The 25,786-nt window shown below is 61.1% G+C and carries 18 protein-coding genes; 11 read left to right on the top strand and 7 right to left on the bottom strand.

Annotation, left to right across the window (positions count from 1 at the left end):
* Nucleotides 1–32: 32 nt before the first annotated feature.
* Complete coding sequence (locus I9H07_RS00890) at nt 33–2,348, bottom strand: TonB-dependent receptor (protein WP_201022781.1); 2,316 nt, start codon at nt 2,346–2,348, stop codon at nt 33–35.
* 170 nt (nt 2,349–2,518) lie between these two features.
* On the opposite strand from I9H07_RS00890, the gene I9H07_RS00885 reads away from it, so the two are divergent.
* Complete coding sequence (locus tag I9H07_RS00885; RefSeq protein WP_236424611.1) at nt 2,519–3,565, top strand: LacI family DNA-binding transcriptional regulator; 1,047 nt, start codon at nt 2,519–2,521, stop codon at nt 3,563–3,565.
* Nucleotides 3,566–3,929: 364 nt separating this feature from the next.
* Here I9H07_RS00885 and betT read toward each other — a convergent pair whose 3' ends face one another.
* Complete coding sequence (gene betT / locus I9H07_RS00880; RefSeq protein WP_200866808.1) at nt 3,930–5,885, bottom strand: choline transporter BetT; 1,956 nt, start codon at nt 5,883–5,885, stop codon at nt 3,930–3,932.
* Between the two features lie 627 nt (nt 5,886–6,512).
* Here betT and hutU point away from each other — a divergent pair.
* The 9 genes from hutU to hutG all read left to right on the top strand — a co-directional run bounded on the left by hutU (nt 6,513) and on the right by hutG (nt 17,708).
* Nucleotides 6,513–8,210 carry a urocanate hydratase gene (gene hutU, locus I9H07_RS00875; protein WP_024674589.1) on the top strand — a complete coding sequence of 566 codons (1,698 nt, stop codon included), beginning with the start codon at nt 6,513–6,515 and terminating at the stop codon, nt 8,208–8,210.
* 112 nt (nt 8,211–8,322) lie between these two features.
* Nucleotides 8,323–9,291, top strand: coding sequence for an ABC transporter substrate-binding protein (locus I9H07_RS00870; protein ID WP_024674590.1), 969 nt, complete (start codon nt 8,323–8,325; stop codon nt 9,289–9,291).
* A gap of 73 nt (nt 9,292–9,364) precedes the next feature.
* The gene (locus I9H07_RS00865; RefSeq protein WP_024674591.1) at nt 9,365–10,216 is read left to right on the top strand and encodes an ABC transporter permease; all 852 of its coding nucleotides are present in this window, start codon (nt 9,365–9,367) and stop codon (nt 10,214–10,216) included.
* Nucleotides 10,213–11,043: a quaternary amine ABC transporter ATP-binding protein gene (locus I9H07_RS00860; protein WP_236424613.1), complete on the top strand. Its 831-nt coding sequence runs from the start codon at nt 10,213–10,215 to the stop codon at nt 11,041–11,043. The genes I9H07_RS00865 and I9H07_RS00860 overlap by 4 nt, the downstream gene beginning before the upstream one ends.
* 12 nt (nt 11,044–11,055) lie before the next feature.
* Entirely contained in the window at nt 11,056–12,597 is a 1,542-nt protein-coding gene (locus I9H07_RS00855) for an HAL/PAL/TAL family ammonia-lyase (RefSeq protein ID WP_236424615.1), read from the top strand.
* A 54-nt stretch (nt 12,598–12,651) separates the two neighbouring features.
* Nucleotides 12,652–14,199 (top strand): histidine ammonia-lyase, encoded by a 1,548-nt coding sequence (gene hutH, locus I9H07_RS00850; RefSeq protein WP_236424617.1) that lies wholly within the window; start codon nt 12,652–12,654, stop codon nt 14,197–14,199.
* Nucleotides 14,200–14,301: 102 nt separating this feature from the next.
* On the top strand, nt 14,302–15,675 hold the full coding sequence (locus tag I9H07_RS00845; protein ID WP_024674594.1) for an amino acid permease: 1,374 nt from the start codon (nt 14,302–14,304) through the stop codon (nt 15,673–15,675).
* A 15-nt stretch (nt 15,676–15,690) separates the two neighbouring features.
* Nucleotides 15,691–16,896: an imidazolonepropionase gene (gene hutI / locus I9H07_RS00840; protein ID WP_236424619.1), complete on the top strand. Its 1,206-nt coding sequence runs from the start codon at nt 15,691–15,693 to the stop codon at nt 16,894–16,896.
* A gap of 11 nt (nt 16,897–16,907) precedes the next feature.
* Complete coding sequence (gene hutG / locus I9H07_RS00835) at nt 16,908–17,708, top strand: N-formylglutamate deformylase (protein ID WP_236424621.1); 801 nt, start codon at nt 16,908–16,910, stop codon at nt 17,706–17,708.
* Nucleotides 17,709–17,844: 136 nt separating this feature from the next.
* Here the strand turns inward: hutG and I9H07_RS00830 are convergent, their stop codons facing one another.
* Nucleotides 17,845–20,103, bottom strand: coding sequence for a heavy metal translocating P-type ATPase (locus I9H07_RS00830; protein WP_236424624.1), 2,259 nt, complete (start codon nt 20,101–20,103; stop codon nt 17,845–17,847).
* A gap of 85 nt (nt 20,104–20,188) precedes the next feature.
* On the opposite strand from I9H07_RS00830, the gene cadR reads away from it, so the two are divergent.
* Entirely contained in the window at nt 20,189–20,635 is a 447-nt protein-coding gene (cadR, locus tag I9H07_RS00825) for a Cd(II)/Pb(II)-responsive transcriptional regulator (RefSeq protein WP_024674598.1), read from the top strand.
* A 61-nt stretch (nt 20,636–20,696) separates the two neighbouring features.
* Here the strand turns inward: cadR and I9H07_RS00820 are convergent, their stop codons facing one another.
* The 4 genes from I9H07_RS00820 to I9H07_RS00805 form a co-directional block, all read right to left on the bottom strand.
* Nucleotides 20,697–21,668, bottom strand: coding sequence for a thymidylate synthase (locus I9H07_RS00820; protein WP_058823811.1), 972 nt, complete (start codon nt 21,666–21,668; stop codon nt 20,697–20,699).
* A 52-nt stretch (nt 21,669–21,720) separates the two neighbouring features.
* Nucleotides 21,721–22,533: a prolipoprotein diacylglyceryl transferase gene (lgt, locus tag I9H07_RS00815; RefSeq protein ID WP_024674613.1), complete on the bottom strand. Its 813-nt coding sequence runs from the start codon at nt 22,531–22,533 to the stop codon at nt 21,721–21,723.
* A 383-nt stretch (nt 22,534–22,916) separates the two neighbouring features.
* Nucleotides 22,917–25,196: a phosphoenolpyruvate--protein phosphotransferase gene (ptsP, locus tag I9H07_RS00810; protein ID WP_024647673.1), complete on the bottom strand. Its 2,280-nt coding sequence runs from the start codon at nt 25,194–25,196 to the stop codon at nt 22,917–22,919.
* 21 nt (nt 25,197–25,217) lie between these two features.
* Nucleotides 25,218–25,697: an RNA pyrophosphohydrolase gene (locus I9H07_RS00805; RefSeq protein WP_002555745.1), complete on the bottom strand. Its 480-nt coding sequence runs from the start codon at nt 25,695–25,697 to the stop codon at nt 25,218–25,220.
* Between the last annotated feature and the right edge of the window lie 89 nt (nt 25,698–25,786).

Genomic DNA, 25,786 nt, shown 5'->3' with positions numbered 1-25,786 from the left:
TCACTCCTTACTGTATTGCTGCGGGCAACGACTCAAAAATCCTTGCGTAGCTGCACGCCGAAATAACGTTCGTCATCACGCGGCACAGATCGGTAAACGTAGTTGCCGCCGGTTGCCAGCATCGGCGAATAAGACTTGTCGGCGAGGTTCTTGCCGAGCAGCGCCACGCGCCAGCCACTGTTGTAATCGGCCAGCGCCACGCTGGCGTTCCAGATGCCATAAGCGCCCTGTTTGGTGTCGGGGTTCTGGCTGATGTCGTACTGCACTTCGCTCTGCCAGCTGTAGTCGGTGCCCAGTTCGATATCCAGACCGTTGTCCAGCGGGATGGTGTAATCGGCGCGAACGTAGCTTTTCCAGTCCGGGCTGTACGGCAGGGTTTTGCCATCGACGTTGCAAGACGCTGCGGCACCGGCCGGGCAGGAGAACGTGTCGATACGTGCGCGGGTGTAGGACAGCGCGCCGGAGAACTTCAGATTGCGGGTGGCCTGCAACGCGTAATCCAGCTCGACACCTTCGGTGCTGACACTGCCTGCGTTGATCAGGCGCGTGACGACCTGCCCGGCCACGCTGTCGAAGAAGTTCGCCTGATAGTTGTCGTAGTCGCTGTGGAACACCGCCAGATTGGTGGTCAGACGGTTGTTCCAGGAGGTGGCTTTGACGCCGACCTCCCAGGTGTTCGAGGTTTCCGGTTTGAGGGCTTCGGTGTCGCGCGGCTGCATGTTGAAGAACACGTTATAGGCCGGGCCTTTGTAGCCGCGCGAGTAGGTGATGTAGGTCATCACGCTGTCGCTCAGGTCGTATTGCAACCCCAGGCGCCCGGATTTGCCGTCCTCGTCCACCGAACCGGAACTGCTGGTCGCAGGCTGAATGCCGCTCACGGTCGTCGCCGATGTCGAAACGCGGCGGTGATCGTATTCCAGATCATCGTGGGTCCAGCGTGCGCCGGCAATCGCGCGGAAATCAGGCGTGAAGTTGAAGGTGGTTTCGCCGAATACCGAATAGCTGTCGGTGGTGGTGCTGTAATCGGCGATGCCACGGTTTTGCGCCGTCGGGGTGATCAGCGTGCGCTGATAGGTTTCGTCACTCTTGCCATGCATGTAAAACAGCCCGCCGACGTACTCGACAAACTGGCCTTTCGGCGATGCCAGGCGTAACTCCTGAGAGTACTGGTTGAACGCCAGATCGCCCTTGTCTTCAGTGCCGGGGAAAGCAGCCGTGATGGTGCCAAGACGGTCGCCGTCCTGATACTGGGTGTTGTCCCAGCCGCGCCAGGCGGTGATGGACGTCAGGGTGTAATCACCCAGTTGCCAGTCGAGCTGGCCGGACAGGCCTTTGTTGACGTCTTCGACATGGCTGCGGTAATCGCTGAGCACATTGCGGTTGTCGCTGTCCGCACGCACTGGCGACAGGGCACTGGCAAATGCCGGGGTCAGCGCCTTGGTCACTACGCCGTTGGGCGCGTCATCATGGGACTGCATGTAATCCGCCGCGAGGGTAAACGTGATGTCATCGTTGGGCGTGAATTCCAGCTTGCCGCGCACGCCCTTGCGGTTGTAACCGTTGACTTCCTGACCGTTTAGCGCGTTGTCGACATTGCCGTCGTAGCTGCCGAAAAGTGTGGTGATCGAGCCCTTGAGGGTCTGCGGAATCAGACTGCCGCCGATGCCGAAGCGAGTGCGGCTTTCGTTGCCGCTGTAATACGACTGATCGATATAGCCGTGGGTCTCTTCGGTTGGCGCTTTGGTGGTGACGTTTAGCACACCGGCCGATGCATTCTTGCCGAACAGCGTGCCTTGCGGGCCGCGCAGCACTTCGATGCGTTCCAGGTCGAGCAGGTCCAGCGTGGCCTGCCCCGGACGCGCATACACCACGCCGTCAATCACGGTCGCCACGGTTGGCTCGACGCCCGGCGAGGTGGAAATGGTGCCGACCCCGCGAATGAACAGCGAGGTGTCCTTGTTGGAGGCGCCAGTGCGGAAATTCAGCGACGGCACCTGCTGCACAATGCTGGCCACGCCATTGCGGTTATCGCGCTCCAGTTGTTCGCCCTGAATCACCGACACGGCGACCGGCACCTTTTGCAACGATTCCTCGCGGCGCGTGGCGGTCACCGTGACAGACTCCAGCGCTACCGTCTCAGCGCTCTGCGCAGTATCGGCGTCCGCCAGCGCCGGAACCCACGGCAAGGCCGTCAGCCCCATCAGCAACCAGCCATAACGACGCCCCCGCGCCGTATGCGCCTGATCGATGGCCTGTGCCAGAAGTGTGTGTTTGACGCCATCCCCACGTGTTGTGTGCATCTGCGTGCCTGCCTGAAATATGCCCTGATCCGACAGTGCAATGCGCACTGGCGCGTGTTCTTGCTGGCTAAACCGGGGCCGGGCATTCGCGGTGGCGAGTAGCAGACAACCATCGTTGTTAGCGCTAACATCACAAGTATCAGGAAACGACCGATAGATCGTCCAATACTGAAAAATTAGTTTTATATTCTTTTTACTTGTATGCGAAGTGATCGAGCATGGCCGACGAAAAACCTGCGACACGCAAACGCCGAGGCGCAGGCCGGGTGACCATCGACACGGTGGCGCGACAGGCAGGTGTGTCAGCGATCAGCGTATCGCGCTATTTCAATCAGCCTGCACACGTGTCGCCAGCGTTGCGCGAACGCATTGCGGCGGCTGTCAGTGCGCTGGGTTACGTGCCCAATCGGGTGGCCGGTGGTCTGGCGTCAGCGCGCAGCAAGGTAGTGGCGATGGTCATTCCCAACATCTCGGGGCCGATCTTCGCCAACACCATTCAGGGCTTCAGCGACACATTGAGCCAGCAGGGTTTCCAGTTGCTGCTGGCTTCCAGCTACTTCTCCGCCGAGCAGGAAGAAAGCGCCGTGCGGGCGTTTCTGGGCTGGTCGCCGGCAGCGCTGGTACTGACCAGCCGCTTCCACAGCCCGGCCACCGAGAAGATGATCGAGCAGGCGGATATCCCGGTGATCGAAACCTGGGACCATCGGCCGGAGCGCAGCCCGATCCAGATTGGTTTTTCTCACTACAACGTTGGCGTGACTGCCGCTCGCTATCTGTACGGCAAGGGCTATCGCAGCATTGCGTTCGTGCAGAACAGCATCGCGGGGGACTTCAGCGCACTGGAGCGACGCGACGGGTATATCGCCACCCTGGCAGGGCTTGGCATCCAGCCATGGGTATTCGTCCCGGATGCCGGGCGAGCGCCATTCGAGGCGGGCAAACAGGCGATGGAAACCTTGATGAGCCAGGCACCTCGCCCCGACGCCATCTTCTTCGCCAACGACAACCTGGCAGCCGGCGCCCTGCTCGCCAGCCAGCGTGCAGGCCTGCACATCCCGCAGGATTGCGCCGTGATGGGCTTTGGCGATTACGCCTTCGCAGAAATGATGCTGCCCAGCCTGACCACCATCAAACCGCCAGCGCTGGAGATCGGCATACTGGCCGCAACGCGCGTGCTTGAAAGCCTTGGGGTGTTGCCGGTAGAGGGGGAAATCCAGCGGCTGAATCTGCTGGATTGCAGCTTGGTGGAGCGGGAGAGTACGTAAGTTTGCAGACGCAATCTCACGCCTGCGCGAGCGCGTGAGGAACGATCACCTCAACTATCCTGCGACGCTCCGCGTCGACATGCCGTTCTGGACGCTCTGCGTCCGATCTTGAATGTGCGGTGCGGCGCAGATTTGTGACGCGGAGCGTCACCCACGGCATTCCCACGCTGGAGCGTGAGGAACGATAACCTCAACTATCGTGCGACGCTCCGCGTCGACATGCCGTTCTGGACGCTCTGCGTCCGCTCTTGGATGTGCGGCGTGGCGCAGATTTGTGACGCGGAGCGTCACGCCAGGCATTCCCACGCTGGAGCGTGAGGAACGATAGGCGTCTGAAAGAACACCTATCGTGCCCATGCTCCGATCAACGCACCAGATGCAGGAACTGCATGTGCCGCTCGTACTGGTCGAGCACGTCGTTGATGACCTGTTCCTTGGTGTAGCCCACCAGGTCGTAGTCCTGACTGCCTTCGCTCAGGTGAACCTCGGCGCGGTAGTAGCGGCGGTTGTTCAGCTGCTTGGAGCCCATGCCACCTCGTGCGAACGAGGGAGTGAAGAAGCCTTTCATCTGCACCTGGTAGATGAACGGACGCTCTTCGCCGTGGCCGATTTCCAGGGTCACCGAGTCGTTGGACGGGTCAGGCACATTGACGACACTCAAGCCCTTCTCGACAAACACCGCCGTCACCTCATCAATGGCCGGACGCACGGTCTGGTCGAGGAAGCGATACACCTCGTCTCGCGACGGGTAATGCACGGCCTGACTCAAGCGCTGACGCCAGCCGCCGCGTCGTGAACCGGACACTGGCGCCAGTGAGTACAGTTGCGCGATCTGGCGCTGGGACTCCATGACGAACGCCTTGTGCAGGCCCCACATCATCAGCAGCAGGATCAGCGAGAACGGCAACGAAGTCAGTACCACCGCTGATTTCAGCGCATCGATACTGCCGGAGAACAGCAAGCCGCTGGTGATCAGCGCCGTGGCCACACCCCAGAACACGCGCAGCCATTTCGGGCCGTCTTCGTCGGGGTTGCCGCCTTTGGCCGAGAGCGTGGACAGCACCACCGTGCCCGAATCGGCCGAGGTGACGAAGAACACGAAGCTGATGAACACCGTGACCGCGATAACGGTCTTGCTCCACGGATAGGTCTCCAGCAACAGGTACAGGGTCATCGACGGATCATCGATGGCCGACTGACCGAGCGCAGTCATACCGTGGTTGAGCACCTGATCGATGGCGCTGTTGCCGAAGATCGACATCCAGGCCAGGGTAAAGCCCAGTGGAATCAGCAATACACCGAACACGAATTCACGGATGGTCCGGCCACGGGAAATACGTGCGATGAACAGGCCCACGAATGGCGCCCAGGCAATCCACCACGCCCAATAGAACACGGTCCAGCCGCCCAGCCAGTCACTTGGCTTATCGTAGGCGTAGACGTCGAAACTCTTGCTCGGCAGCGCGCCCAGATAGTCGCCGATGTTCTGCACCAGCGTATTGAGCAAATGCTGGGTCGGACCGGCAAACAGCACAAACAGCAGCAGCGCGCAGGCCAGCAGCATGTTGATGTCGGACATGACGCGCACGCCCTTGTCGACACCGGCGATGGCCACCAGAATCGCCGCCCCCATCATCAGGGTGATCAAACCGACCTGAATCCATTGGGTGTGCGGAACGCCAAACAGATAATCAAGGCCGGAGTTCAGATGCAGCACACCGAAGCCCATGTCTGCGCCCAGCCCGAAGATGGTCGCAATAATGCCGAAGCCATCGACGGCATAGCCGATAGGGCCGTTGATGCGTTTGCCGATCAGCGGGTACAGCGCCGAACGCAGTGCCAGCGGCAGGTTGTGTCGATAAGCGAAATAGGCCAGCGCCATACCGACAAAGGCAAACACGCCCCAGCCATGCAGGCCCCAGTGCAGAAACAGCAACTGCATACCCTGACGCGCAGCCTCGGTCGTGCCGCCCTCGCCTTGCGGCGGTTGCAGCAAATGCGTCAGCGGTTCCGAGACGCAGAAGAAGAACAGCGTGATGCTGATCCCCGCAGCGAACAGCATGCCGGCCCACGAGAGGTAACTGAACTCGGGTTCGTCGTGGTCGGCACCGAGCTTGATCTTGCCGAAGCCCGACAAGGCGGTGACCACCACGAAGACCAGGTACAGGGTCATGACCATCATGTAGTACCAGCCGACCGTATTGGCCGCCCAGTTTTGTGCAGCCAGCAACCATGCGCCGCTGGCTTGCGGGAAGGCGATGACGACGATGCCGAAGATCAGGATGAAGCTCGCAGCGAAGTAAAACACTGGAGCGTTCATGCGGACCATTCCGCTGGGAGTTGTACTCGGAGAACTCATAAAACGCAGGCCTCCGGACTGATAAAACAAACTGCAAAAAACGGATACGGCAAGGGTAAGCCTCCAGATGTGAGCGGGCAGCGAACCACCGGTTTAACTTGAACGAGCGTTCAATTTAAACATGAAAACACCCGCAAAGACTAATCGCAGGCCGGTAAACGCTGGCTCAGGCCACGGTATGACGCGTGGCAGAGCGAGTTCGTTCCCATGCCAAAGCGATGCAAACGAGTACCCACGACTGCTCTGTTCATGAGCCTCGCAACCCTGTGCACATTCTCTGCACCAATCTGTTACCCGCCGCCTCAAAACTGCGCAAAACACGTGCGCGGTAACATCAGCAGCATTGCTTCACACCATTTCATCTGCCTGACCACACCCTCGTGAAGCCCATGAATACGGGGTTTCACGCTGTTCCGACGATCAAAACAGCAGCGCTATGCAAAGTTGGTCTTTTGATTGCATATGCTTGTATGTACAAGTAGAGACAGGCCAGTCAGCCTGTGCTCTATCGGACTGAACCGGCCTGCTTCGCCAGGCACTGCCCGCCCTTCATCGCGCTGATCTGGATTGATCGCTGAGGATTTTTTTGTGACCGAGAATAATCAAGACCTTAAGCAGGACTGGACCCGCCACCGCGAAGGCGTCGTACGGGCCGCCCGCGGCACTCAATTGACCGCCAAGAGCTGGATGACCGAAGCGCCGTTGCGCATGTTGATGAATAACCTCGACCCGGAAGTTGCCGAAAACCCCAACGAACTGGTGGTTTACGGTGGCATCGGCCGTGCCGCGCGCAACTGGGAGTGCTACGACAAGATCGTCGAGAGCCTGACTCAGCTCAACGATGATGAAACCCTGCTGGTGCAGTCCGGCAAGCCGGTCGGCGTGTTCAAGACCCACAGCAACGCCCCGCGCGTGCTGATCGCCAACTCCAACCTGGTGCCGCACTGGGCCAGCTGGGAGCATTTCAACGAGCTGGATGCCAAGGGCCTGGCGATGTATGGCCAGATGACCGCAGGCAGCTGGATCTACATCGGCAGCCAGGGCATCGTTCAAGGCACCTACGAAACCTTCGTCGAAGCCGGCCGTCAGCACTATGACGGCAACCTCAAGGGTCGCTGGGTGCTGACGGCAGGCCTCGGCGGCATGGGCGGCGCACAACCATTGGCGGCAACACTGGCCGGGGCCTGCTCGCTGAACATCGAATGCCAGCAGAGCCGCATCGATTTCCGCATCAAGACCCGCTATGTCGACGAACAGGCGGCTGATCTCGATGACGCTTTGGCGCGCATTGCCAAATACACCGCCGAAGGCAAGGCCATTTCCATCGCCCTGTGCGGCAACGCGGCAGATATTCTGCCGGAAATGGTCCGTCGCGGCGTGCGGCCAGACATGGTCACCGACCAGACCAGCGCCCATGACCCGCTCAACGGCTACCTGCCCAAAGGCTGGACCTGGGACGAGTACCGCGCCCGCTCGGTGAGCGAACCGGCCAGCGTGGTCAAGGCCGCCAAGCAGTCGATGGCTGAACACGTCGAAGCCATGCTGGCGTTTCAGAAGGCCGGCATTCCGACCTTCGACTACGGCAACAACATCCGTCAGATGGCCAAGGAAGTCGGTGTGGCCAATGCTTTCGATTTCCCCGGTTTTGTCCCGGCCTACATTCGCCCGCTGTTCTGCCGCGGCATCGGGCCGTTCCGCTGGGCTGCGCTGTCAGGCGACCCGCAGGACATCTACAAGACCGACGCCAAGGTCAAGGAGCTGATCCCGGACGACGAGCACCTGCACAACTGGCTGGACATGGCCCGCGAGCGGATCAGCTTTCAGGGCTTGCCTGCACGTATCTGCTGGGTCGGCCTGGGTCAGCGCGCCAAACTGGGCCTGGCCTTCAACGAAATGGTCCGCAGCGGCGAGCTGTCGGCCCCGGTGGTGATCGGTCGTGACCACCTGGACTCCGGCTCGGTCGCCAGCCCCAACCGCGAAACCGAATCCATGCGCGACGGCTCGGATGCAGTCTCTGACTGGCCGCTGCTCAACGCGTTGCTCAACACCGCCAGTGGCGCGACCTGGGTGTCGTTGCACCACGGCGGCGGCGTCGGCATGGGCTTTTCGCAGCATTCCGGGATGGTGATCGTCTGCGACGGCACGGACGAAGCCGCCGAGCGCATCGCCCGCGTACTGCACAACGATCCGGCCACCGGTGTAATGCGGCATGCCGATGCCGGTTACGACATTGCTATCGACTGTGCCAAAGAGCAGGGCTTGAACCTGCCGATGATCGGACGTTAAGGACTCTGCGGTTATCACACCGACAGACTCGGGGAACGGGCATGAGAATGCCTGCGGGCCGGATGCCTGATTGAAGCTGCCGTCATCCATTTCAAGCTTGGGAGCATCGACAATGAACATGAAAAAGGCCCTGTTGACCACACTGGTATCCGCTGGCCTGCTCGCCAGCGCAGGCGCAAGTCAGGCTGCCGGCTGGTGCGAATCAGGCAAACCGGTGAAATTCGCCGGTCTGAACTGGGAAAGCGCAATGCTGCTGACCGACGTGCTGCAGGTCATTCTGGACAAGGGTTACGGCTGCACTGTCGACGCCCTGCCCGGTAACTCCATCGCCATGGAAAACGCCCTGAGCACCAACGACATCCAGATTTTCGCCGAAGAATGGGTCGGCCGCAGCGAGGTCTGGAACAAGGCCGCCGCTGCCGGCAAGGTGGTCGGTGTCGGCGCGCCGATCGTCGGCGCTGTGGAAGGCTGGTACGTGCCACGCTATGTGATCGAAGGCGATGCCAAACGCAAGCTGGAAGCCAAGGCACCCAACCTGAAATCCATCAGCGATCTGGCCCAGTACTCTGCGGTGTTCAAGGACCAGGAAGAGCCCGGCAAAGGCCGTTTCTACAACTGTCCGGCTGGCTGGACCTGCGAGCTGGAAAACAGCGAAATGCTCAAGAGCTACGGCCTGGAAAGTAAATACACCAACTTCCGTCCGGGCACCGGCCCGGCACTGGATGCGGCTATCCTGTCCAGCTACAAGCGTGGCGAGCCGATTCTGACCTATTACTGGTCGCCGACGCCGCTGATGGGCCAGGTGGACCTGGTGCGACTGGAAGAAAAGGCCGGGGTCAACAAGTCGATCGATATCAAGGTCGGCGTGTCCAAAGTGTTCCACGACCAGGCGCCTGAGCTGGTCGCGATACTGGAAAAGGTCAACCTGCCCATCGACCTGCTCAACCAGAACCTGGGGCGCATGGCCAAGGAACGCATCGAATCGCCAAAACTGGCGAAGATTTTCCTGAAAGAGCACCCGGAAGTCTGGCACAAGTGGGTCAGTGAAGACGCCGCGAAGAAGGTGGACGCCTCGCTGTAAACGCCGGGGCAGCCCGCCTGACGAGCCGTCTGCCCTGACCGTTGACCCGACACACCTCATTTGAGAGCCGCTTATGTTTCCTGAAAACTTCACTTTCTCGATTGCCAACTGGGTCAACGACGGCGTCGACTCGCTGGTGACTCAGTACGGCGATGTGTTCCGACATATATCCGACACGCTGCTGTGGGCCATCGTCAACCTGGAAAGCCTGCTGCGCATGGCGCCGTGGTGGCTGATGCTGATCATTGTCGGCGCGATTACCTGGCACGCGACGCGCAAGATCGTCACCAGCCTGGTGATGGTCGGCCTGCTGTTTCTGGTCGGCGCGGTCGGCTTGTGGGACAAACTGATGCAGACCCTGGCGCTGATGCTGGTCGCCACGGTCATTGCGGTGCTGATCGGCATTCCACTGGGCATTCTTTCAGCGCGCAGCAATCGCCTGCGCTCGGTGTTGATGCCGCTGCTGGACATCATGCAGACCATGCCCAGCTTCGTTTACCTGATCCCGGTGCTGATGCTGTTCGGGCTGGGCAAGGTTCCGGCGATTTTTGCCACCGTGATCTATGCCGCGCCGCCACTGATCCGCCTGACTGACCTGGGCATTCGTCAGGTTGATGGCGAAGTGATGGAGGCTATCAACGCATTCGGTGCCAATCGCTGGCAGCAACTGTTCGGCGTGCAACTGCCGCTGGCCATGCCAAGCATCATGGCCGGGATCAACCAGACCACCATGATGGCGCTGTCGATGGTGGTCATTGCATCGATGATCGGCGCGCGCGGACTGGGCGAAGACGTGCTGGTGGGCATTCAGACCCTCAACGTCGGACGCGGACTGGAAGCGGGTCTGGCCATCGTCATTCTGGCGGTCGTCATCGACCGTATCACGCAGGCCTATGGCCGCCCACGGCATGAGGCGCACAAATGAGCAGCGTGGAACCGAACAAAATCGTCGTCAAAAACGTGTTCAAGATCTTCGGCAACCGCTCGAAGGAAGCGCTGGAACTGATCAGGCAAAACCAGAGCAAGGACCAGGTGCTGGCCCAGACGGGCTGTGTGGTCGGGGTCAACGACCTGTCGCTGTCAATTGGCAGCGGCGAAATCTTCGTCATCATGGGCCTGTCCGGCTCAGGCAAGTCGACACTGGTGCGCCATTTCAACCGGCTGATCGATCCTACCAGCGGCGAGATTCTGGTCGATGGCGAAGACATTCTGCGCTACGACATGGAGGCCCTGCGCCAATTCCGCCGACACAAGATCAGCATGGTGTTCCAGAGCTTCGGCCTGCTGCCGCACAAGACCGTACTGGCCAACGTTGCCTACGGCCTGAAAGTGCGCGGCGAGAGCAAGGCGCTGTGTCAGGAGCGCGCGCAACACTGGATCACCACGGTGGGCCTGCAAGGCTACGAGAACAAATACCCGCACCAGCTTTCCGGTGGCATGCGCCAGCGTGTCGGCCTGGCACGAGCGTTGGCGGCCGACACCGACATCATTCTGATGGACGAGGCATTCAGCGCGCTTGATCCGCTGATTCGCGCCGAAATGCAGGACCAGTTGCTGGAACTGCAAGCCAGCCTGCACAAGACTATCGTGTTCATCACCCACGATCTGGACGAAGCCGTGCGCATCGGCAATCGCATCGCGATCCTCAAGGACGGGCGATTGATTCAGGTCGGCACGCCGAAAGAAATCCTGCATTCGCCCGCCGACGATTACGTGGACCGTTTCGTTCAGCGCCGCGTGGCCACCCTTTAAGGACTGTTGCAGATGTCGCGAGCAGCACAGATCGTCATCGATAAAACGCCATTGGGCTGGCAGGATGTCGTGGCCGTGGCCCGCCATGGCGCGCAACTGCGCCTGTCGGACGCCGCTTGGGCGCGGATCGATAACGCACAGGCCATCGTGCAGCAGATCGTCGTCAGCGGCGAGCGCGCCTATGGCGTGAACACCGGCCTCGGCGCGCTGTGCAACGTATCGCTGGAAGGCGAACAGCTCAGTCGTCTGTCGCGCAACACCTTGCTCAGCCATGCCTGCGGCGTGGGTGCGCCGCTGGCCGATGAACAGACCCGCGCGATCATCTGCGCCGCGATTCTCAATTACAGCCAGGGCAAGTCCGGCATTCATCGACAAGTGGTCGAAGCACTGCTGGCCTTGCTCAACCGGGGTATTACGCCACACGTGCCGTCGCAAGGCTCGGTGGGTTATCTGACTCACATGGCACACGTTGGCATCGCCTTGCTGGGCGTTGGGGCGGTCAGTTATCGAGGGCAAATCATCCCGGCCGAGCAGGCTTTGCATGAAGAAAAGCTGGCACCGGTCATACTCGGTGCCAAGGACGGCCTGTGCCTGGTCAACGGCACGCCGTGCATGACCGGCCTGAGCTGTCTGGCCATCGCCGATGCCGAGCGCCTGAGCCAATGGGCCGACGTGACAGGGGCAATGACCTTTGAAGCCCTGCGCGGCCAACTCGACGCGTTCGATGAGAGCATTCTTGCCCTCAAGCCGCATCCGGGCATGCAACAGGTGGGCAAAAACCTGCGCAGCCTGTTGGCAGGCAGTGAAGTGCTGGCCAGCAGCCAGGGCATTCGCACGCAGGATGCGCTGAGCATTCGCTCGATTCCACAGGTACATGGCGCGACCCGCGACCAATTGGCCCACGCCATCCGCCAGATCGAGACCGAACTGAATTCGGTCACTGATAACCCGATGCTGCTTGGCACACCGGACGCCTGGCGCGTGGTGTCCCAGGCCAACCCGCATGGCCAGTCGGTGGCAATGGCGGCGGACTTGCTGTGCATGGCGGTGGCCGAACTGGGCGCCATCGCCGAACGACGTCTGGATCGCCTGATCAATCCGCTGGTCAGCGGCCTGCCGGCGTTTCTGGTCAGCCAGCCGGGCGTCAACTCGGGAATGATGATCGTCCAGTACGTCGCCGCGTCGTTGTGCGCAGAAAACCGCCAGCTGGCGCAACCGGCGGTGGTCGACAACTACGTCACCTCGGGCCTGCAGGAAGATCACCTGAGCCTGGGCACCAGCGCTGCGCTCAAGCTGCACAAGGTGTTGGGCAATACCACACAGATTCTGGCCATCGAGTATTTGCTGGCGGCCCAGGCGTTCGAATTTCTCAAGGCGCAGCGCTTCGGCGTTGGTACGGACATGGCCTGGCGGCTGCTGCGCGAACAGGTTCCGGCCTACGACGAAGACCGCTGGCTGGCCCCTGATATCGCCAGCAGCGCGGCGCTGCTCAACGACCCGACATCGCTGGAAAGGGTTTTCCAGCAGTGCCGCGATCACGCGACAACCCCATAAAAGCGGCGAACGGCCAGAAGCCGTTGCTGATATCAATCAAGGAGTAGCTGCATCGTGACCACTTTATCTGCCAAGACGCTGAACCTGATCCCCGGCCAGTTGACCCTGGCGCAACTGCGCGCCATTCATCAGCGGCCGGTCAGCCTGACGCTGGACAGCAGCGCGAATCAGCAGATCGACGACAGCGTCGCCTGTGTCGAGCGCATTCTCGCCGAAAACCGCACGGCCTACGGCATCAACACCGGTTTCGGCCTGTTGGCCTCGACGCGGATTGCCAGCGAAGACCTCGAAAACCTGCAACGTTCATTGGTGCTGTCGCATGCAGCCGGTGTCGGCCAGCCGATCAGCGATGATCTGGTGCGCCTGATCATGGTGCTCAAGGTCAACAGCCTGAGCCGCGGCTTCTCGGGTATTCGCCGAGTCGTTATCGACGCGTTGATTGCGCTGATCAATGCCGAGGTCTACCCGCACATCCCGCTCAAAGGTTCGGTCGGAGCATCCGGCGACCTGGCACCACTGGCGCACATGTCGCTGGTGCTGCTGGGCGAAGGCAAGGCGCGTCACAAGGGCGAATGGCTGAATGCCGTCGATGCGCTGGCGGTCGCGGGGCTGCAACCGTTGACCCTGGCGGCCAAGGAAGGGCTGGCGCTGCTCAACGGTACGCAGGTCTCCACAGCCTATGCGCTGCGCGGCCTGTTCGAAGGCGAGGACCTGTTCGCCGCCGCGCTGACCTGCGGCTCGCTGACGGTCGAAGCCGTGCTTGGCTCACGCTCGCCGTTCGATGCGCGGATTCACGCAGCACGCGGCCAGCGCGGGCAGATCGATGCGGCTGCCTGCTACCGCGACCTGTTGGGCGAAAGCAGTGGCGTGTCGGAATCGCATCGCAATTGCGACAAGGTTCAGGACCCCTACTCGCTGCGCTGCCAGCCGCAGGTGATGGGCGCGTGCCTGACCCAGTTGCGTCAGGCTGCCGAGGTGCTGGAAATCGAATCCAACGCGGTGTCCGACAACCCGCTGGTGTTCGCCGCCGAGAACGACGTCATATCCGGTGGTAATTTTCACGCCGAGCCGGTCGCCATGGCGGCGGACAATCTCGCACTGGCCATCGCCGAGATCGGCTCGCTCAGTGAACGCCGCATCTCGCTGATGATGGACAAGCACATGTCGCAGCTGCCGCCGTTCCTGGTGGCCAACGGCGGCGTCAATTCCGGCTTCATGATCGCGCAGGTCACGGCCGCCGCGCTGGCCAGTGAAAACAAGGCATTGGCCCACCCACACAGTGTCGACAGCCTGCCGACTTCCGCCAATCAGGAGGACCATGTGTCGATGGCCCCGGCCGCCGGCAAGCGGTTATGGGAAATGGCAGAAAACGTTCGCGGGATTCTTGCCGTAGAATGGCTGGCTGCCTGCCAGGGTCTGGACTTGCGTGAGGGGCTGAAAACCTCTGCGAAGCTGGAGCAAGCCCGCAGCCTGTTGCGCAGCAAGGTCCCGTTCTATGAAAAGGACCGTTTTTTTGCACCGGACATCGAAGCTGCCAGTCAGCTGTTGTCCTCCACTTGCCTGAACCCGCTGGTTCCTGCACGTCTGCTACCGAGTCTGTGATGCACCGCGAGCCTGGCAGGGCTCGCTTTGGTCATCGCTGCGGGAGGCCGGATGCAGGCGTTCTCGCGGCTTTTGCCATACCAGTAATGAAATGGACCTGAAATGACGTCACAAGATGGTTTGAAACGCGGGTTATCCGCCCGCCACATCCGCTTCATGGCCCTGGGCTCTGCCATCGGCACAGGGTTGTTCTACGGCTCGGCCTCGGCGATTCAACAGGCCGGCCCCGCTGTACTGCTGGCGTACCTGATCGGCGGCGCGGCGGTGTACATGGTGATGCGCGCACTTGGCGAGATGGCCGTTCACGATCCGGTGTCCGGTTCGTTCAGCCATTACGCGACGCGCTACATGGGCCCGCTGGCCGGTTTTGTACTGGGCTGGACCTACGCGTTCGAGATGATCATCGTCTGCCTGGCCGACGTGACCGCGTTCGGCATCTACATGGGCTTCTGGTTTCCGGAAGTGCCGCGCTGGATCTGGGTGCTGGGCATCGTGTTCCTGATCGGCGCGCTCAACCTGTGCAACGTGAAAGTCTTCGGTGAAACCGAGTTCTGGCTGTCGATCCTCAAGGTCAGCGCCATCGTGGCCATGATCGTTGCAGGCTTCGGCATCATGATCTTCGGCATCGGCACCTCAACCAGCGGCACCGAAATCGGCATCAGTAATCTGTGGGCGCACGGCGGCTTCATGCCCAACGGTGTAACCGGTCTGATCGCCTCGTTTGCGGTGGTGATGTTTGCTTTTGGCGGCATCGAGATCATCGGCATCACGGCCGGTGAGGCAAAGGACCCGCAGCGCAGCCTGCCGCAGGCGATCAATGCGGTGCCATTGCGCATTCTGCTGTTCTATGTGCTGACGCTGTTCGTGCTGATGTGCATCTACCCGTGGCCGCAGATCGGCACACAGGGCAGCCCGTTCGTGCAGATTTTCGACAACCTGGGCATCGCCTCGGCGGCGACCATTCTTAACATCGTGGTGATTTCCGCAGCGGTGTCGGCGATCAACAGCGACATCTTCGGCGCAGGCCGGATGATGTACGGCCTGGCGCGTGAAGGTCAGGCTCCGGCGAGTTTTGCGCGCCTGTCGCGTCACGGTGTGCCGTGGATGACCGTGCTGGTGATGGGCGTCGCGCTGCTGGGTGGCGTGCTGCTCAATTACCTGATCCCGAAAGACGTGTTTCTGCTGATCGCTTCGCTGGCAACGTTCGCCACGGTCTGGGTCTGGCTGATGATCCTGATGACTCAGGTAGCGATGCGCCGCTCGATGAGCCGCGAAGAAGCCGCACAGCTGAAATTCGCCGTGCCGCTCTGGCCTTACGGGCCCGCCGCCGCCATCGTCTTCATGCTGTTCATCTTCGGCGTGCTGGGTTACTTCCCGGACAACCGTGCAGCCTTGATCGTCGGCGCAATCTGGATCGGTCTGCTGCTCATTGCCTATGGCTGGGTCAAGCCCAAGGCGCTCAATACCACTCATTGATCAGCGAGGCCTGGAATGAAAATGCTCTGGAAGAACTGTCACATCGCAAGCATGGCGCACGGCAACTACTCGATCATCGAGGATGCCGCCATCGTGACCTCCGGAGCGCTCATCGAGTGGATCGGGCCTCTGGCTGAACTGGTCGAGCCGGAACATGACAACTGCATCGATCTGGGCGGTGCATGGGTCACGCCCGGCCTGATCGACTGCCACACGCATACCGTCTTCGGCGGTAACCGCAGCGGCGAGTTCGAGCAGCGCCTGCAAGGGGTGAGCTACGCCGAGATCGCCGCAGCGGGCGGCGGCATTGCCAGCACGGTGCGTGCGACTCGCGCCGCCAGTGAAGATGAGCTGTACGCCAGTGCCGAGCGCCGTCTGCGGCATCTGCTGAAAGACGGCGTTACCACGGTGGAAATGAAATCGGGCTACGGGCTGGACCTGGAGAACGAACGCAAGATCCTGCGGGTGATCCGGCGTCTCGGTAACACCCAGCCCGTCACCGTACGGGCCACCTGCCTGGCCGCCCATGCGCTGCCACCCGAATACGCCGACCGCGCCGACGACTACATTCAGCACATCTGCAACGAGATGCTTCCGGCACTGGCGGCCGAAGGCCTGGTGGATGCGGTGGATGCGTTCTGTGAGTACCTGGCGTTCTCACCTGCACAGGTCGAGCAGGTGTTCATCACGGCCGGGCAGTTGGCGCTGCCGGTGAAACTGCACGCCGAGCAGCTTTCTTCACTGGGCGGCTCGAGTCTGGCAGCGCGTTACAAGGCGCTGTCGGCGGACCATCTGGAGTTCATGACCGAAGACGACGCCATCGCCATGGCGGCTGCCGGAACCGTCGCGGTGCTGCTGCCCGGGGCGTTCTACTTCCTGCGTGAAACCCAATTGCCGCCGATGGAAGCGCTACGCAAGCACGGCGTGCCGATTGCCATTGCCACCGACCTGAACCCCGGCACTTCGCCCGGCCTGTCATTGCGCCTGATGCTCAACATGGCCTGCACGCTGTTTCGCATGACGCCTGAAGAAGCGCTGGCTGGCGTTACATTCAACGCTGCCAAGGCACTGGGCATGAGCGCGACCCACGGTTCGCTGGAGGTCGGCAAGGTGGCGGATTTTGTGGCCTGGAACATCGAACGACCGGCTGATCTGGCGTACTGGCTGGGCGGCGATCTGGACAAACGCATCGTGCGCCACGGCGTCGAATCATCGATCTGAAGGAGTGCCCTGTGGATAACGTTCTGACATTCAAACGTGGCCGCGTGCCGTTGCTGATCAGCATGCCGCATGCCGGTCTGAGGCTGACGCCGGTGGTTGAAGCGGCCTTGGTGGACGAAGCGCTGAGCCTGCCGGACACTGACTGGCACATCCCGCGCCTGTATGACTTTGCCGACGAACTGGGTGCCAGCACGCTGGCCGCCGAGTATTCGCGTTTTGTCATCGACCTCAATCGCCCCTCCGACGACAAGCCGATGTACGTCGGCGCGACCACTGGCCTGTTCCCGTCGATCCTGTTCGATGGCGTGCCACTGTTCAAGGACGGTCAGACGCCAAGTGCCGAGGAACGAGCGCGGTATCTGGAGCAGATATGGACGCCCTACCACCAGACGCTGGAGCAGGAACTGCAGCGAATGCGCGATGAATTCGGCTATGCGCTGCTGTTCGACGCCCACTCGATTCGCGGCCATATTCCGCACCTGTTCGATGGCCGTCTACCCGACTTCAACCTGGGCACCTTCAATGGCGCGAGCTGTGATCCAGAGCTGGCCAGCAGGATGGAGCAGGTCTGCGCGGCGGCCAAGGATTACAGCCATGTGCTGAACGGACGCTTCAAGGGCGGCCACATCACCCGCCACTATGGCGACCCGGCTAACAACATCCATGCTGTGCAACTGGAACTGGCGCAAAGCACCTACATGGACGAATTCGTGCCCTTTCACTACCGCCCGGACCTGGCCGAACCCACCCGCACCGTGCTCAAGCCGCTGCTGGAAACCTTCATTGCCTGGGGGCAAGAGCGGTTCGGCTGACAAAGCCGGACGCAGAGCGTCCAGAAAGGCGCGGAGCGTGGGAGCGAGCCGGTTGTCGGCCAGTTATCGTTCCCACGCTCCGCGTGGGAATGCAGTTCCGGACGCTCCGCGTCCGCCCTTCAAGGTTCCCGCCTGATCACTTCTTGAGCAATCGCAAGCCGTTGAACACTACCAGCAGGCTCACGCCCATGTCGGCGAACACGGCCATCCACATGGTCGCCAGGCCGGCAAAGGTGATGCCGATGAACAGCACCTTGGTCACGATCGCCAGAATAATGTTCTGCTTCAGCACCGCCGAAGTCCGACGCGACAGACGAATAAATGTCGGTATCTTGCGAAGATCGTCGTCCATCAGGGCGACATCTGCCGTCTCGATCGCTGTATCCGTACCCGCAGCCGCCATCGCAAAACCAATCTCGGCCCTTGCCAGTGCCGGTGCGTCATTGATGCCGTCACCGACCATGCCCACGCGATGGTTACGAGCGTAGAGCGCCTCAATGGCACCCAGCTTGTCGGCAGGCAACAGATTGCCCTGCGCTTCATCGATCCCGACCTGATCGGCAATCGCCTTGGCCGTGTGTGGGTTGTCGCCGGTCAGCATGACCGTCTTGATGCCCAGCTCGTGCAACTGAGCAATGGCTTCACGGCTGGTTTCCTTAACGGTATCGGCGACGGCAAACAGCGCAATCGGGCCGGATGCATCGAGCAACAGCACTACGGTTTTGCCCTGAATTTCCAGCGCATCCAGCCTGGCTTCCAGCTCTGGCGAGCACAGGCCCAGCTCTTCAACCAAGCGGTGGTTACCCAGGTGATACATCTGGCCGTTGACTTCGCCCTTCACGCCACGCCCGCCCAAGGCTTCGAATGCAGTGACCTCATGCAGTGTCAGGCTGCCGTCGGCGGCCTTGGCAATCGCCTGGGAAACCGGGTGGTCGGAACGACCCGCAAGGCTTGCGGCAATGACCGGCGCGCTGTCAGCGACAGCAGGGTTCAGCGGCACATAGTCGGTCTGCACCGGCTTGCCGTGCGTGAGCGTGCCAGTCTTGTCGAGGGCCAGGTAGTCGAGCTTCTCGCCCATCTCCAGATAGACGCCGCCCTTGATCAGAATACCTTTGCGCGCGGCGGCTGCCAGACCGCTGACAATGGTCACCGGCGTAGAGATCACCAGCGCACACGGGCACGCCACCACCAGCAACACCAGCGCCCGGTAGATCCAGTCGAACCATTCGCCGCCGAAGATCAGCGGCGCAATCAAAGCCAATGCCAAGGCGACGACGAACACCACCGGCGTGTAGATACGTGAAAAACTGTCGACAAAGCGCTGGGTCGGCGCTCGCGAACCCTGCGCCGCTTCAACCGCGTGAATAATCCGCGCCAGCGTCGAGTTGTTGGCCGCTGCGGTAACACGGTACTCCAGCGACCCCGCCTGATTGATGGTGCCTGCAAAGACCTTATCGCCGACGGTCTTCTCGACCGGCAGGCTTTCGCCGGTGATCGACGCCTGATCGATAGTCGAATTACCAGACACCACCTCGCCATCCAGACCGACACGCTCGCCTGGCTTGATTCGGACAATAGCTTCCAGTTCGACGTTTTTGGCTTCAATTTCCTGCCAACTGCCGTCTGCCTGTTTAACGGTGGCGAGTTCCGGCGTCAGCTGCATCAATCCGCTGATTGCATTGCGGGCCCGATCCAGCGACTTGGCTTCGATCAATTCGGCGATGGTGAACAGGAACATCACCATCGCCGCTTCCGGCCACTGACCGATCAGAATCGCGCCAGTCACCGCAATGCTCATCAGGGCATTGATGTTCAGGTTGAAGTTCTTGAGTGCGATCCAGCCCTTCTTGTAAGTCGTCAGCCCGCAACTGAAGATCGACACCAGCGCCAGCAGCGCGACGACCCAGGTCGGACCAAGCGAAGCAAAATGGACCACTTCCGCGCCCAGCGCGGCAACGCCGGACAAGGCCAGCGGCCACCAGTGTTTTTTCACCACCGGAGCGGGTTCAGTTGACGCCGCGCCGTCTTCGACCGGCTCCGCCTGCATGCCCAGCGAACTGATGGCCTCGCGAATCGGATCGGTGGACGGCAGGTCGTGCCAGACGCCCAGCATGCGATTGATCAGGTTGAATTCCAGCTTCTGCACACCAGCCAGCTTGCCCAGTTTGTTCTGGATCAGCGTCTGCTCGGTGGGGCAATCCATCGCTTCAATACGAAAGCTGCTCAGACGACCGCCCGCTGCAGGCGCTTCGCCAAAGGTCACGACAGCAGGTTGTGCATCGCTGGAGCAGCACGAATGCGCATGCTCCACGGGCTTCTGCTCGTGCGCGTGCTCGCCGTGATCATGGTCATGATCGTGGTCATGTGCGGGGGAATTCTTGATTGTCGTGCCCATTCGTTGCGCTCCAGGATTCTGCTTGTTGCCAAGTGAACACCCTGTAGCCACTATAGGGTCAAGCACTCAAACGAGATGAGTCCAAATGAAAATCGGCGAACTGGCAAAACTGACCGACACCCAGGTCGAGACTATCCGTTATTACGAGCGCGAAGGCCTGCTGCCCGCCCCCGCCCGCACTGACGGCAATTACCGGCTGTACACCCAGGCGCACATGGAACGCCTGTCGTTCATACGCAACTGCCGCAGCCTGGACATGACCCTCGAAGAAATCCGCAACCTGCTCAACCTGCGCGACAGCCCGCAGGACCAGTGCGAAAACGTCAACGCGCTGATCGACGAACACATCGAACACGTCAACGCTCGCGTTGCGACCCTGCAAGCGCTCCAGGAACAACTGCTCGACCTGCGCCGCCGCTGCAGCGACGGCACGGCAGAGCATTGCGCGATACTGGAAAGGCTGGAAGTAACGGGCGCTGTTGCGGCCCCGGAGGGGGAGGCTTCGCATGTGGGCAGGAGTCATGGGCATTGAGACGGGTTTGACACCTCTCGTTCCTCATGCGGGAACGAGAAGATCATAGCGGGCAGCCTTTTTAAACCGCCATCGGCGCCGTCATCGCCGGGTGATGCTGATAGCCTTCCAGTGAGAAGTCCGAAGGCTCGATCAGCTCCAGCCATTCAGGCTGGTACACGCCAGTCTTGGCGAACTCCGGAACGCGGTCGGAGATGACCAGTTTCGGCATCGGGTATGGCTCGCGGGTCATCTGCTCGTTGAGCATATCCAGGTGGTTTTCGTACACATGGGCATCGCCGATGAAATAGGTGAACCAGCGCGGCGTGTAGCCGGTCAGGCGGCCGATGAGGCTCAGCAGCGCAGCACCTTCGGTCAAATTGAACGGCGTGCCAAGGCCCAGATCGTTAGAGCGGATGTACAGCGTCAGCGAGATCTCGCGGGTCTGCGGGTTGGGGTGCAACTGGTACAGCAAGTGGCACGGCGGCAGGGCCATTTCATCGAGCTGGGCGCAGTTCCAGCCATGAAACAGGATGCGGCGGCTGCCCGGGTCGTTGATGATGGTGTCGACGCACTGGCGGATCTGGTCGATGGCCTTGTACAGCACCACGAATGACTGGCCGTCTTCCTCCGATTCGGCAATCTGACGATAACCCTGGCCCAGCGCCAGTTCGATGGCTGCGACGTTGCCAGCGTCGATGCGCTTGTAGGCTGGCCATTTGCGCCATTGCACGCCGTAGATCTCGCCCAGATCGTCATCGCCCTTGCGGAACGGGTTGTTCAGCCACTGGGCGTTTTCGTTGGCGTTCTGGTCCCAGACTTTGCAGCCCAGCGCGCGGAATTCGGCGGCATTGCTCACGCCACGCAGAAAACCGACCATCTCGCCAATGGCAGATTTGAACGCCATGCGCCGTGTGGTGATCGCCGGAAAACCTTCCTGCAAGTCGTAACGCAGCATCGCACCCGGAAAGCTGATGGTATTCACGCCGGTGCGGTTGGCTTGCAGGGTGCCGTTCTTGATCACATGAGCGACCAGTTCCAGATATTGCTTCATAAATCACCTGCGTTGTTGAACGCGCCGGGCATCGTGACCCGGCGTTTCGGTGTTAAACCGCTGCCTTGCTGGCAGCCGGGTCGCGCTTGTAGGCCAGCCAGATCAGGAACAGGCCGGCGATGATCATCGGCAGGCTGAGGACCTGCCCCATGGTGACCCAGCCCCATGCCAGATAGCCCAGCTGGGCATCAGGAACGCGGACGAATTCGACCACAAAGCGGAAGATGCCGTAGAACAGCGCGAACATGCCAGACACGGCCATGGTCGGGCGCGGCTTACGGGCGTACAGGTTGAGGATGATGAACAGCGCAACGCCTTCCAGGGCGAACTGATACAGCTGCGACGGGTGGCGCGCCAGTTGTGCAGGGTCGCTGAATGGCGGGAAGACCATGGCCCACGGCACGTCGGTCGGCTTGCCCCACAGCTCGGCATTGATGAAGTTGCCGATTCGCCCGGCACCCAGGCCGATGGGCACCAGCGGGGCGACGAAGTCCATCAACTGGAAGAAGCTTTTGCCATTACGCTTGCCGAACCACCAGGCCGCGATCATGACCCCGACAAAGCCGCCGTGGAACGCCATGCCGCCCTTCCAGACCTCGAAGATCAGCAGCGGATTGGCGATGTAGGCCGACAGGTCATAGAACAAGACATAGCCCAGCCGCCCGCCGACGATCACGCCCATGGCCAGCCAGAAAATCAGATCCGAGAGCTTTTCCTTGGTCCAGGTCGGGTCGAACGTGTTCAGACGACGCGACGCCAGCAGCCAGGCGCCGCCGATGCCGACCAGGTACATCAAACCGTACCAGTGAATTTGCAGCGGGCCGATAGCGACGGCTACCGGGTCAATCTGCGGGTAAGGCAGCATTGCGAATCCTCAATTGGAACGCCCTTGCGAGCGACTGAATCAGGCGCGCATGTTACCGGAGCCCGGCCAGATGCTCTAGCGGCGACAGAAGGAAGCTGGCTGAACGAAGTGAAAAAAGATGCGACTGATGTGTCCAGCCGTAAGGTCTGGAGTGTGCTGTGCGGCGCAGACTTGTGGTTATCGCTCCCACGCTCCGCGTGGTAGCGCCGTTCTGGACGCTCTGCGTCCGGTCTTGAAACAGGTGTGTGAGCTTGCTCACGAAGGCCGTAGCGCAAACGCCCCATTCCCCGGAGTCTGTACCAGCCTCTTCGCGAACAAGTTCGCTCCTTGGGCAATGTGTACCCCTGTGGGAGTGAGCTTGCTCACGAAAGCATTAGTAGCGCTTAGTGCCCTTTGACCGAGCTCGGGTTGATCATGCGCGACAGGCCGAGGTTTTTCAGTGCCAGTTGCAGCGAGCTGCTGATGACTTGCGGGTTGTCGTTGGTCATCAGTTGCGCCAGCAGTTCCTTTGCCTTGCTGAGGTTGATCTGGCGCAGCATCCACTTCACTTTCGGCAGGTTGGTGGCGTTCATCGACAGGCTGTCAAAGCCCATCGCCATCAGCAGCACCGCCGCAGCCGGATCGCCGGCCATTTCGCCGCAGATGCTGACTGGCTTGCCCTCGGCGTGCGCATCACGCACGACGCTTTGCAGCGCCTGAAGCACCGCCGGGTGCAGGTAATCGTAGAGATCGGCCACACGCGGGTTGTTACGGTCGACCGCCAGCAGGTATTGGGTCAGGTCGTTCGAGCCCACCGAGAGGAAGTCCACCTGACGCGCCAGATCGCGGGTCTGATAGACCGCAGCCGGCACTTCGATCATCACGCCCACGGGCGGCATCGGCACGTCGGTGCCTTCGTCGCGCACTTCGCCCCAGGCGCGGTGGATCAGGTGCAGCGCCTCTTCCACTTCGTGGGTGCTGGAGATCATCGGCAACAGGATGCGCAGGTTGTTCAGGCCTTCACTGGCCTTGAGCATTGCGCGGGTCTGGACCAGGAAGATTTCCGGGTGGTCGAGGGTGACGCGAATACCGCGCCAGCCGAGAAACGGGTTGTCTTCCTTGATCGGGAAGTAGGACAGCGATTTGTCGCCGCCGATGTCAAGGCTGCGCATGGTCACCGGCAGCGGATGGAAGGCAGCCAGCTGTTCACGGTAGATCGCCAGCTGTTCCTTTTCACTCGGAAAACGCTGGTTGATCATGAACGGCACTTCGGTGCGGTACAGGCCAACGCCTTCAGCGCCACGCTGCTGGGCGCGAGCCACATCGGCCAGCAGGCCGGTGTTGACCCACAACGGCATACGATGCCCGTCGAGGGTCACGCACGGCAGTTCGCGGAGCGCGTCCAGACCTTGGGAGAGCTGACGCTCCTCTTCCACCACCTTGCCGAACTGCTTGCGCATGATTTCGCTGGGGTTGGTGAAGACTTCGCCGTGATAGCCATCCACCACCAGGCTGATGCCATCGACTTTGGAGTACGGGAAGTCCACCAGCCCCATGACCGTCGGAATGCCCATGGCACGGGCCAGAATCGCGACGTGGGAGTTGCCGGAACCCTGAACCGATACCAGGCCGACCAGCTTGCCTTCAGGCACCTCGCCCAACATGGCCGGGGTCAATTCTTCGCTGACCAGAATCGTGTTGTCAGGGTAAACCAGCGCCTGCTGCCGCGCTTCCTGCAAGTAAGCCAGCAGACGGCGACCCAGGTCCTTGACGTCCGAAGCCCGCTCGCGCAGGTAGGCGTCGTCCATCAGCTCGAAGCGTTTTACGTGTTCGCTGACCACCGAGCGCAAAGCGCCTTGCGCCCACTGGCCGGTCTTGATGACGTCGGTCACCTCACTGCCCAGCGAGGCGTCGTCGAGCATCATCAGGTAGACATCGAACAGCGCACGCTCTTCAGGGCGCAACTGGGTGGCGAGCTTGGCTGACAAGGTGCGCATGTCACCGCGCACGCCTTCCAGCGCGTTCTGGAACAGCGCCAGCTCGGCAGCGATGTCAGTGACGGTTTTGTCGGGGACCACTTCCAGATCGGCAGGCGGCAGCATGACCACGGCAACACCGACCGCTGCGCCCGGCGAACCGGCCACACCCACGAATTTGGCTTCCTGAATGCCCTTGCCCTGACGACCCAGACCACGGATCGAGCCGGTGGCCTCGGCATGAGCGATAACGCCCGCCAGCTGTGCACTCATGGTGACCAGGAAGGCTTCTTCGCCCTCATCGAACTGGCGGCGCTCCTTTTGCTGGATGACCAGTACGCCGACCACACGACGATGGTGGATGATCGGCGCGCCCAGGAACGACGCGTAGCGCTCTTCGCCGGTCTCGGCGAAGTAGCGATAACGGGGGTGATCCGCAGCGTTTTCGAGGTTCAACGGTTCTTCGCGCGTGCCGACCAGACCGACCAGGCCTTCGTTCGGTGCCATGCTGACTTTGCCGATGGAGCGCTTGTTGAGGCCTTCGGAGGCCATCAGCACAAAGCGGTTGACCTCGGCATCGAGCAGGTAGACCGAGCAGACCTGGCTGCCCATGGCCTCCTTTACGCGCAACACAATAATGCCCAACGCCGCCTTGAGATCCTTGGCGGAGTTAACTTCCTGGACGATCTTGCGCAGCGTATTGAGCATGGCTCGGGGTCGAACTCCGTGTCAGTCGCGCGACAAAAGGCGCGGGGCAAGCTCTTTGAGTGCGCGTCGATACACCTCGCGCTTGAATGTCACCACCTGACCTAACGGGTACCAATAACTGACCCAGCGCCAGCCATCGAACTCCGGTTTACCGGTCAGATCCATCCGCACCCGCTGCTCGTTGGAGATCAGGCGCAGGAGAAACCATTTTTGCTTCTGGCCGATACACAGCGGCTGGCTGTGCGTACGGACCAGTCTTTGCGGCAGACGATAGCGCAACCAGCCCCGAGTGCAGGCAAGTATTTGCACATCATGTCGTTCAAGCCCGACTTCTTCGTTCAATTCACGATAAAGAGCGTCTTCCGGCGTCTCCTGCGGGTTTATACCACCCTGAGGAAACTGCCAGGCATCCTGGTTAATACGCCGAGCCCATAGGACCTGACCAGCATCGTTTGTCAGAATAATCCCGACATTAGGACGGAAACCATCGGGGTCGATCACGGCAACAACCTCGCAAACGCATGTCGCCGCATTGTTCCACAAAGGCGATCAAACCAGCAACGAGGCTTATCACCTTATGTGAAGACTTG

The sequence above is a fragment of the Pseudomonas syringae genome, from assembly GCF_023278085.1.
Lineage (GTDB): Bacteria > Pseudomonadota > Gammaproteobacteria > Pseudomonadales > Pseudomonadaceae > Aquipseudomonas > Aquipseudomonas syringae_Q.
This window is presented reverse-complemented; position numbering and strand designations above follow the sequence as displayed.

Coding starts and splice junctions, on each gene's coding strand:
- betT (WP_200866808.1), bottom strand. CDS start 5,885: ATGAACGCTCCAGTGTTTTACTTCGCTGCGAGCTTCATCCTGATCTTC.
- I9H07_RS00865 (WP_024674591.1), top strand. CDS start 9,365: ATGTTTCCTGAAAACTTCACTTTCTCGATTGCCAACTGGGTCAACGAC.
- ptsP (WP_024647673.1), bottom strand. CDS start 25,196: ATGCTCAATACGCTGCGCAAGATCGTCCAGGAAGTTAACTCCGCCAAG.
- I9H07_RS00885 (WP_236424611.1), top strand. CDS start 2,519: ATGGCCGACGAAAAACCTGCGACACGCAAACGCCGAGGCGCAGGCCGG.
- hutI (WP_236424619.1), top strand. CDS start 15,691: ATGAAAATGCTCTGGAAGAACTGTCACATCGCAAGCATGGCGCACGGC.
- lgt (WP_024674613.1), bottom strand. CDS start 22,533: ATGCTGCCTTACCCGCAGATTGACCCGGTAGCCGTCGCTATCGGCCCG.
- I9H07_RS00830 (WP_236424624.1), bottom strand. CDS start 20,103: ATGGGCACGACAATCAAGAATTCCCCCGCACATGACCACGATCATGAC.
- I9H07_RS00845 (WP_024674594.1), top strand. CDS start 14,302: ATGACGTCACAAGATGGTTTGAAACGCGGGTTATCCGCCCGCCACATC.
- I9H07_RS00855 (WP_236424615.1), top strand. CDS start 11,056: ATGTCGCGAGCAGCACAGATCGTCATCGATAAAACGCCATTGGGCTGG.
- I9H07_RS00820 (WP_058823811.1), bottom strand. CDS start 21,668: ATGAAGCAATATCTGGAACTGGTCGCTCATGTGATCAAGAACGGCACC.
- I9H07_RS00870 (WP_024674590.1), top strand. CDS start 8,323: ATGAACATGAAAAAGGCCCTGTTGACCACACTGGTATCCGCTGGCCTG.
- cadR (WP_024674598.1), top strand. CDS start 20,189: ATGAAAATCGGCGAACTGGCAAAACTGACCGACACCCAGGTCGAGACT.
- I9H07_RS00860 (WP_236424613.1), top strand. CDS start 10,213: ATGAGCAGCGTGGAACCGAACAAAATCGTCGTCAAAAACGTGTTCAAG.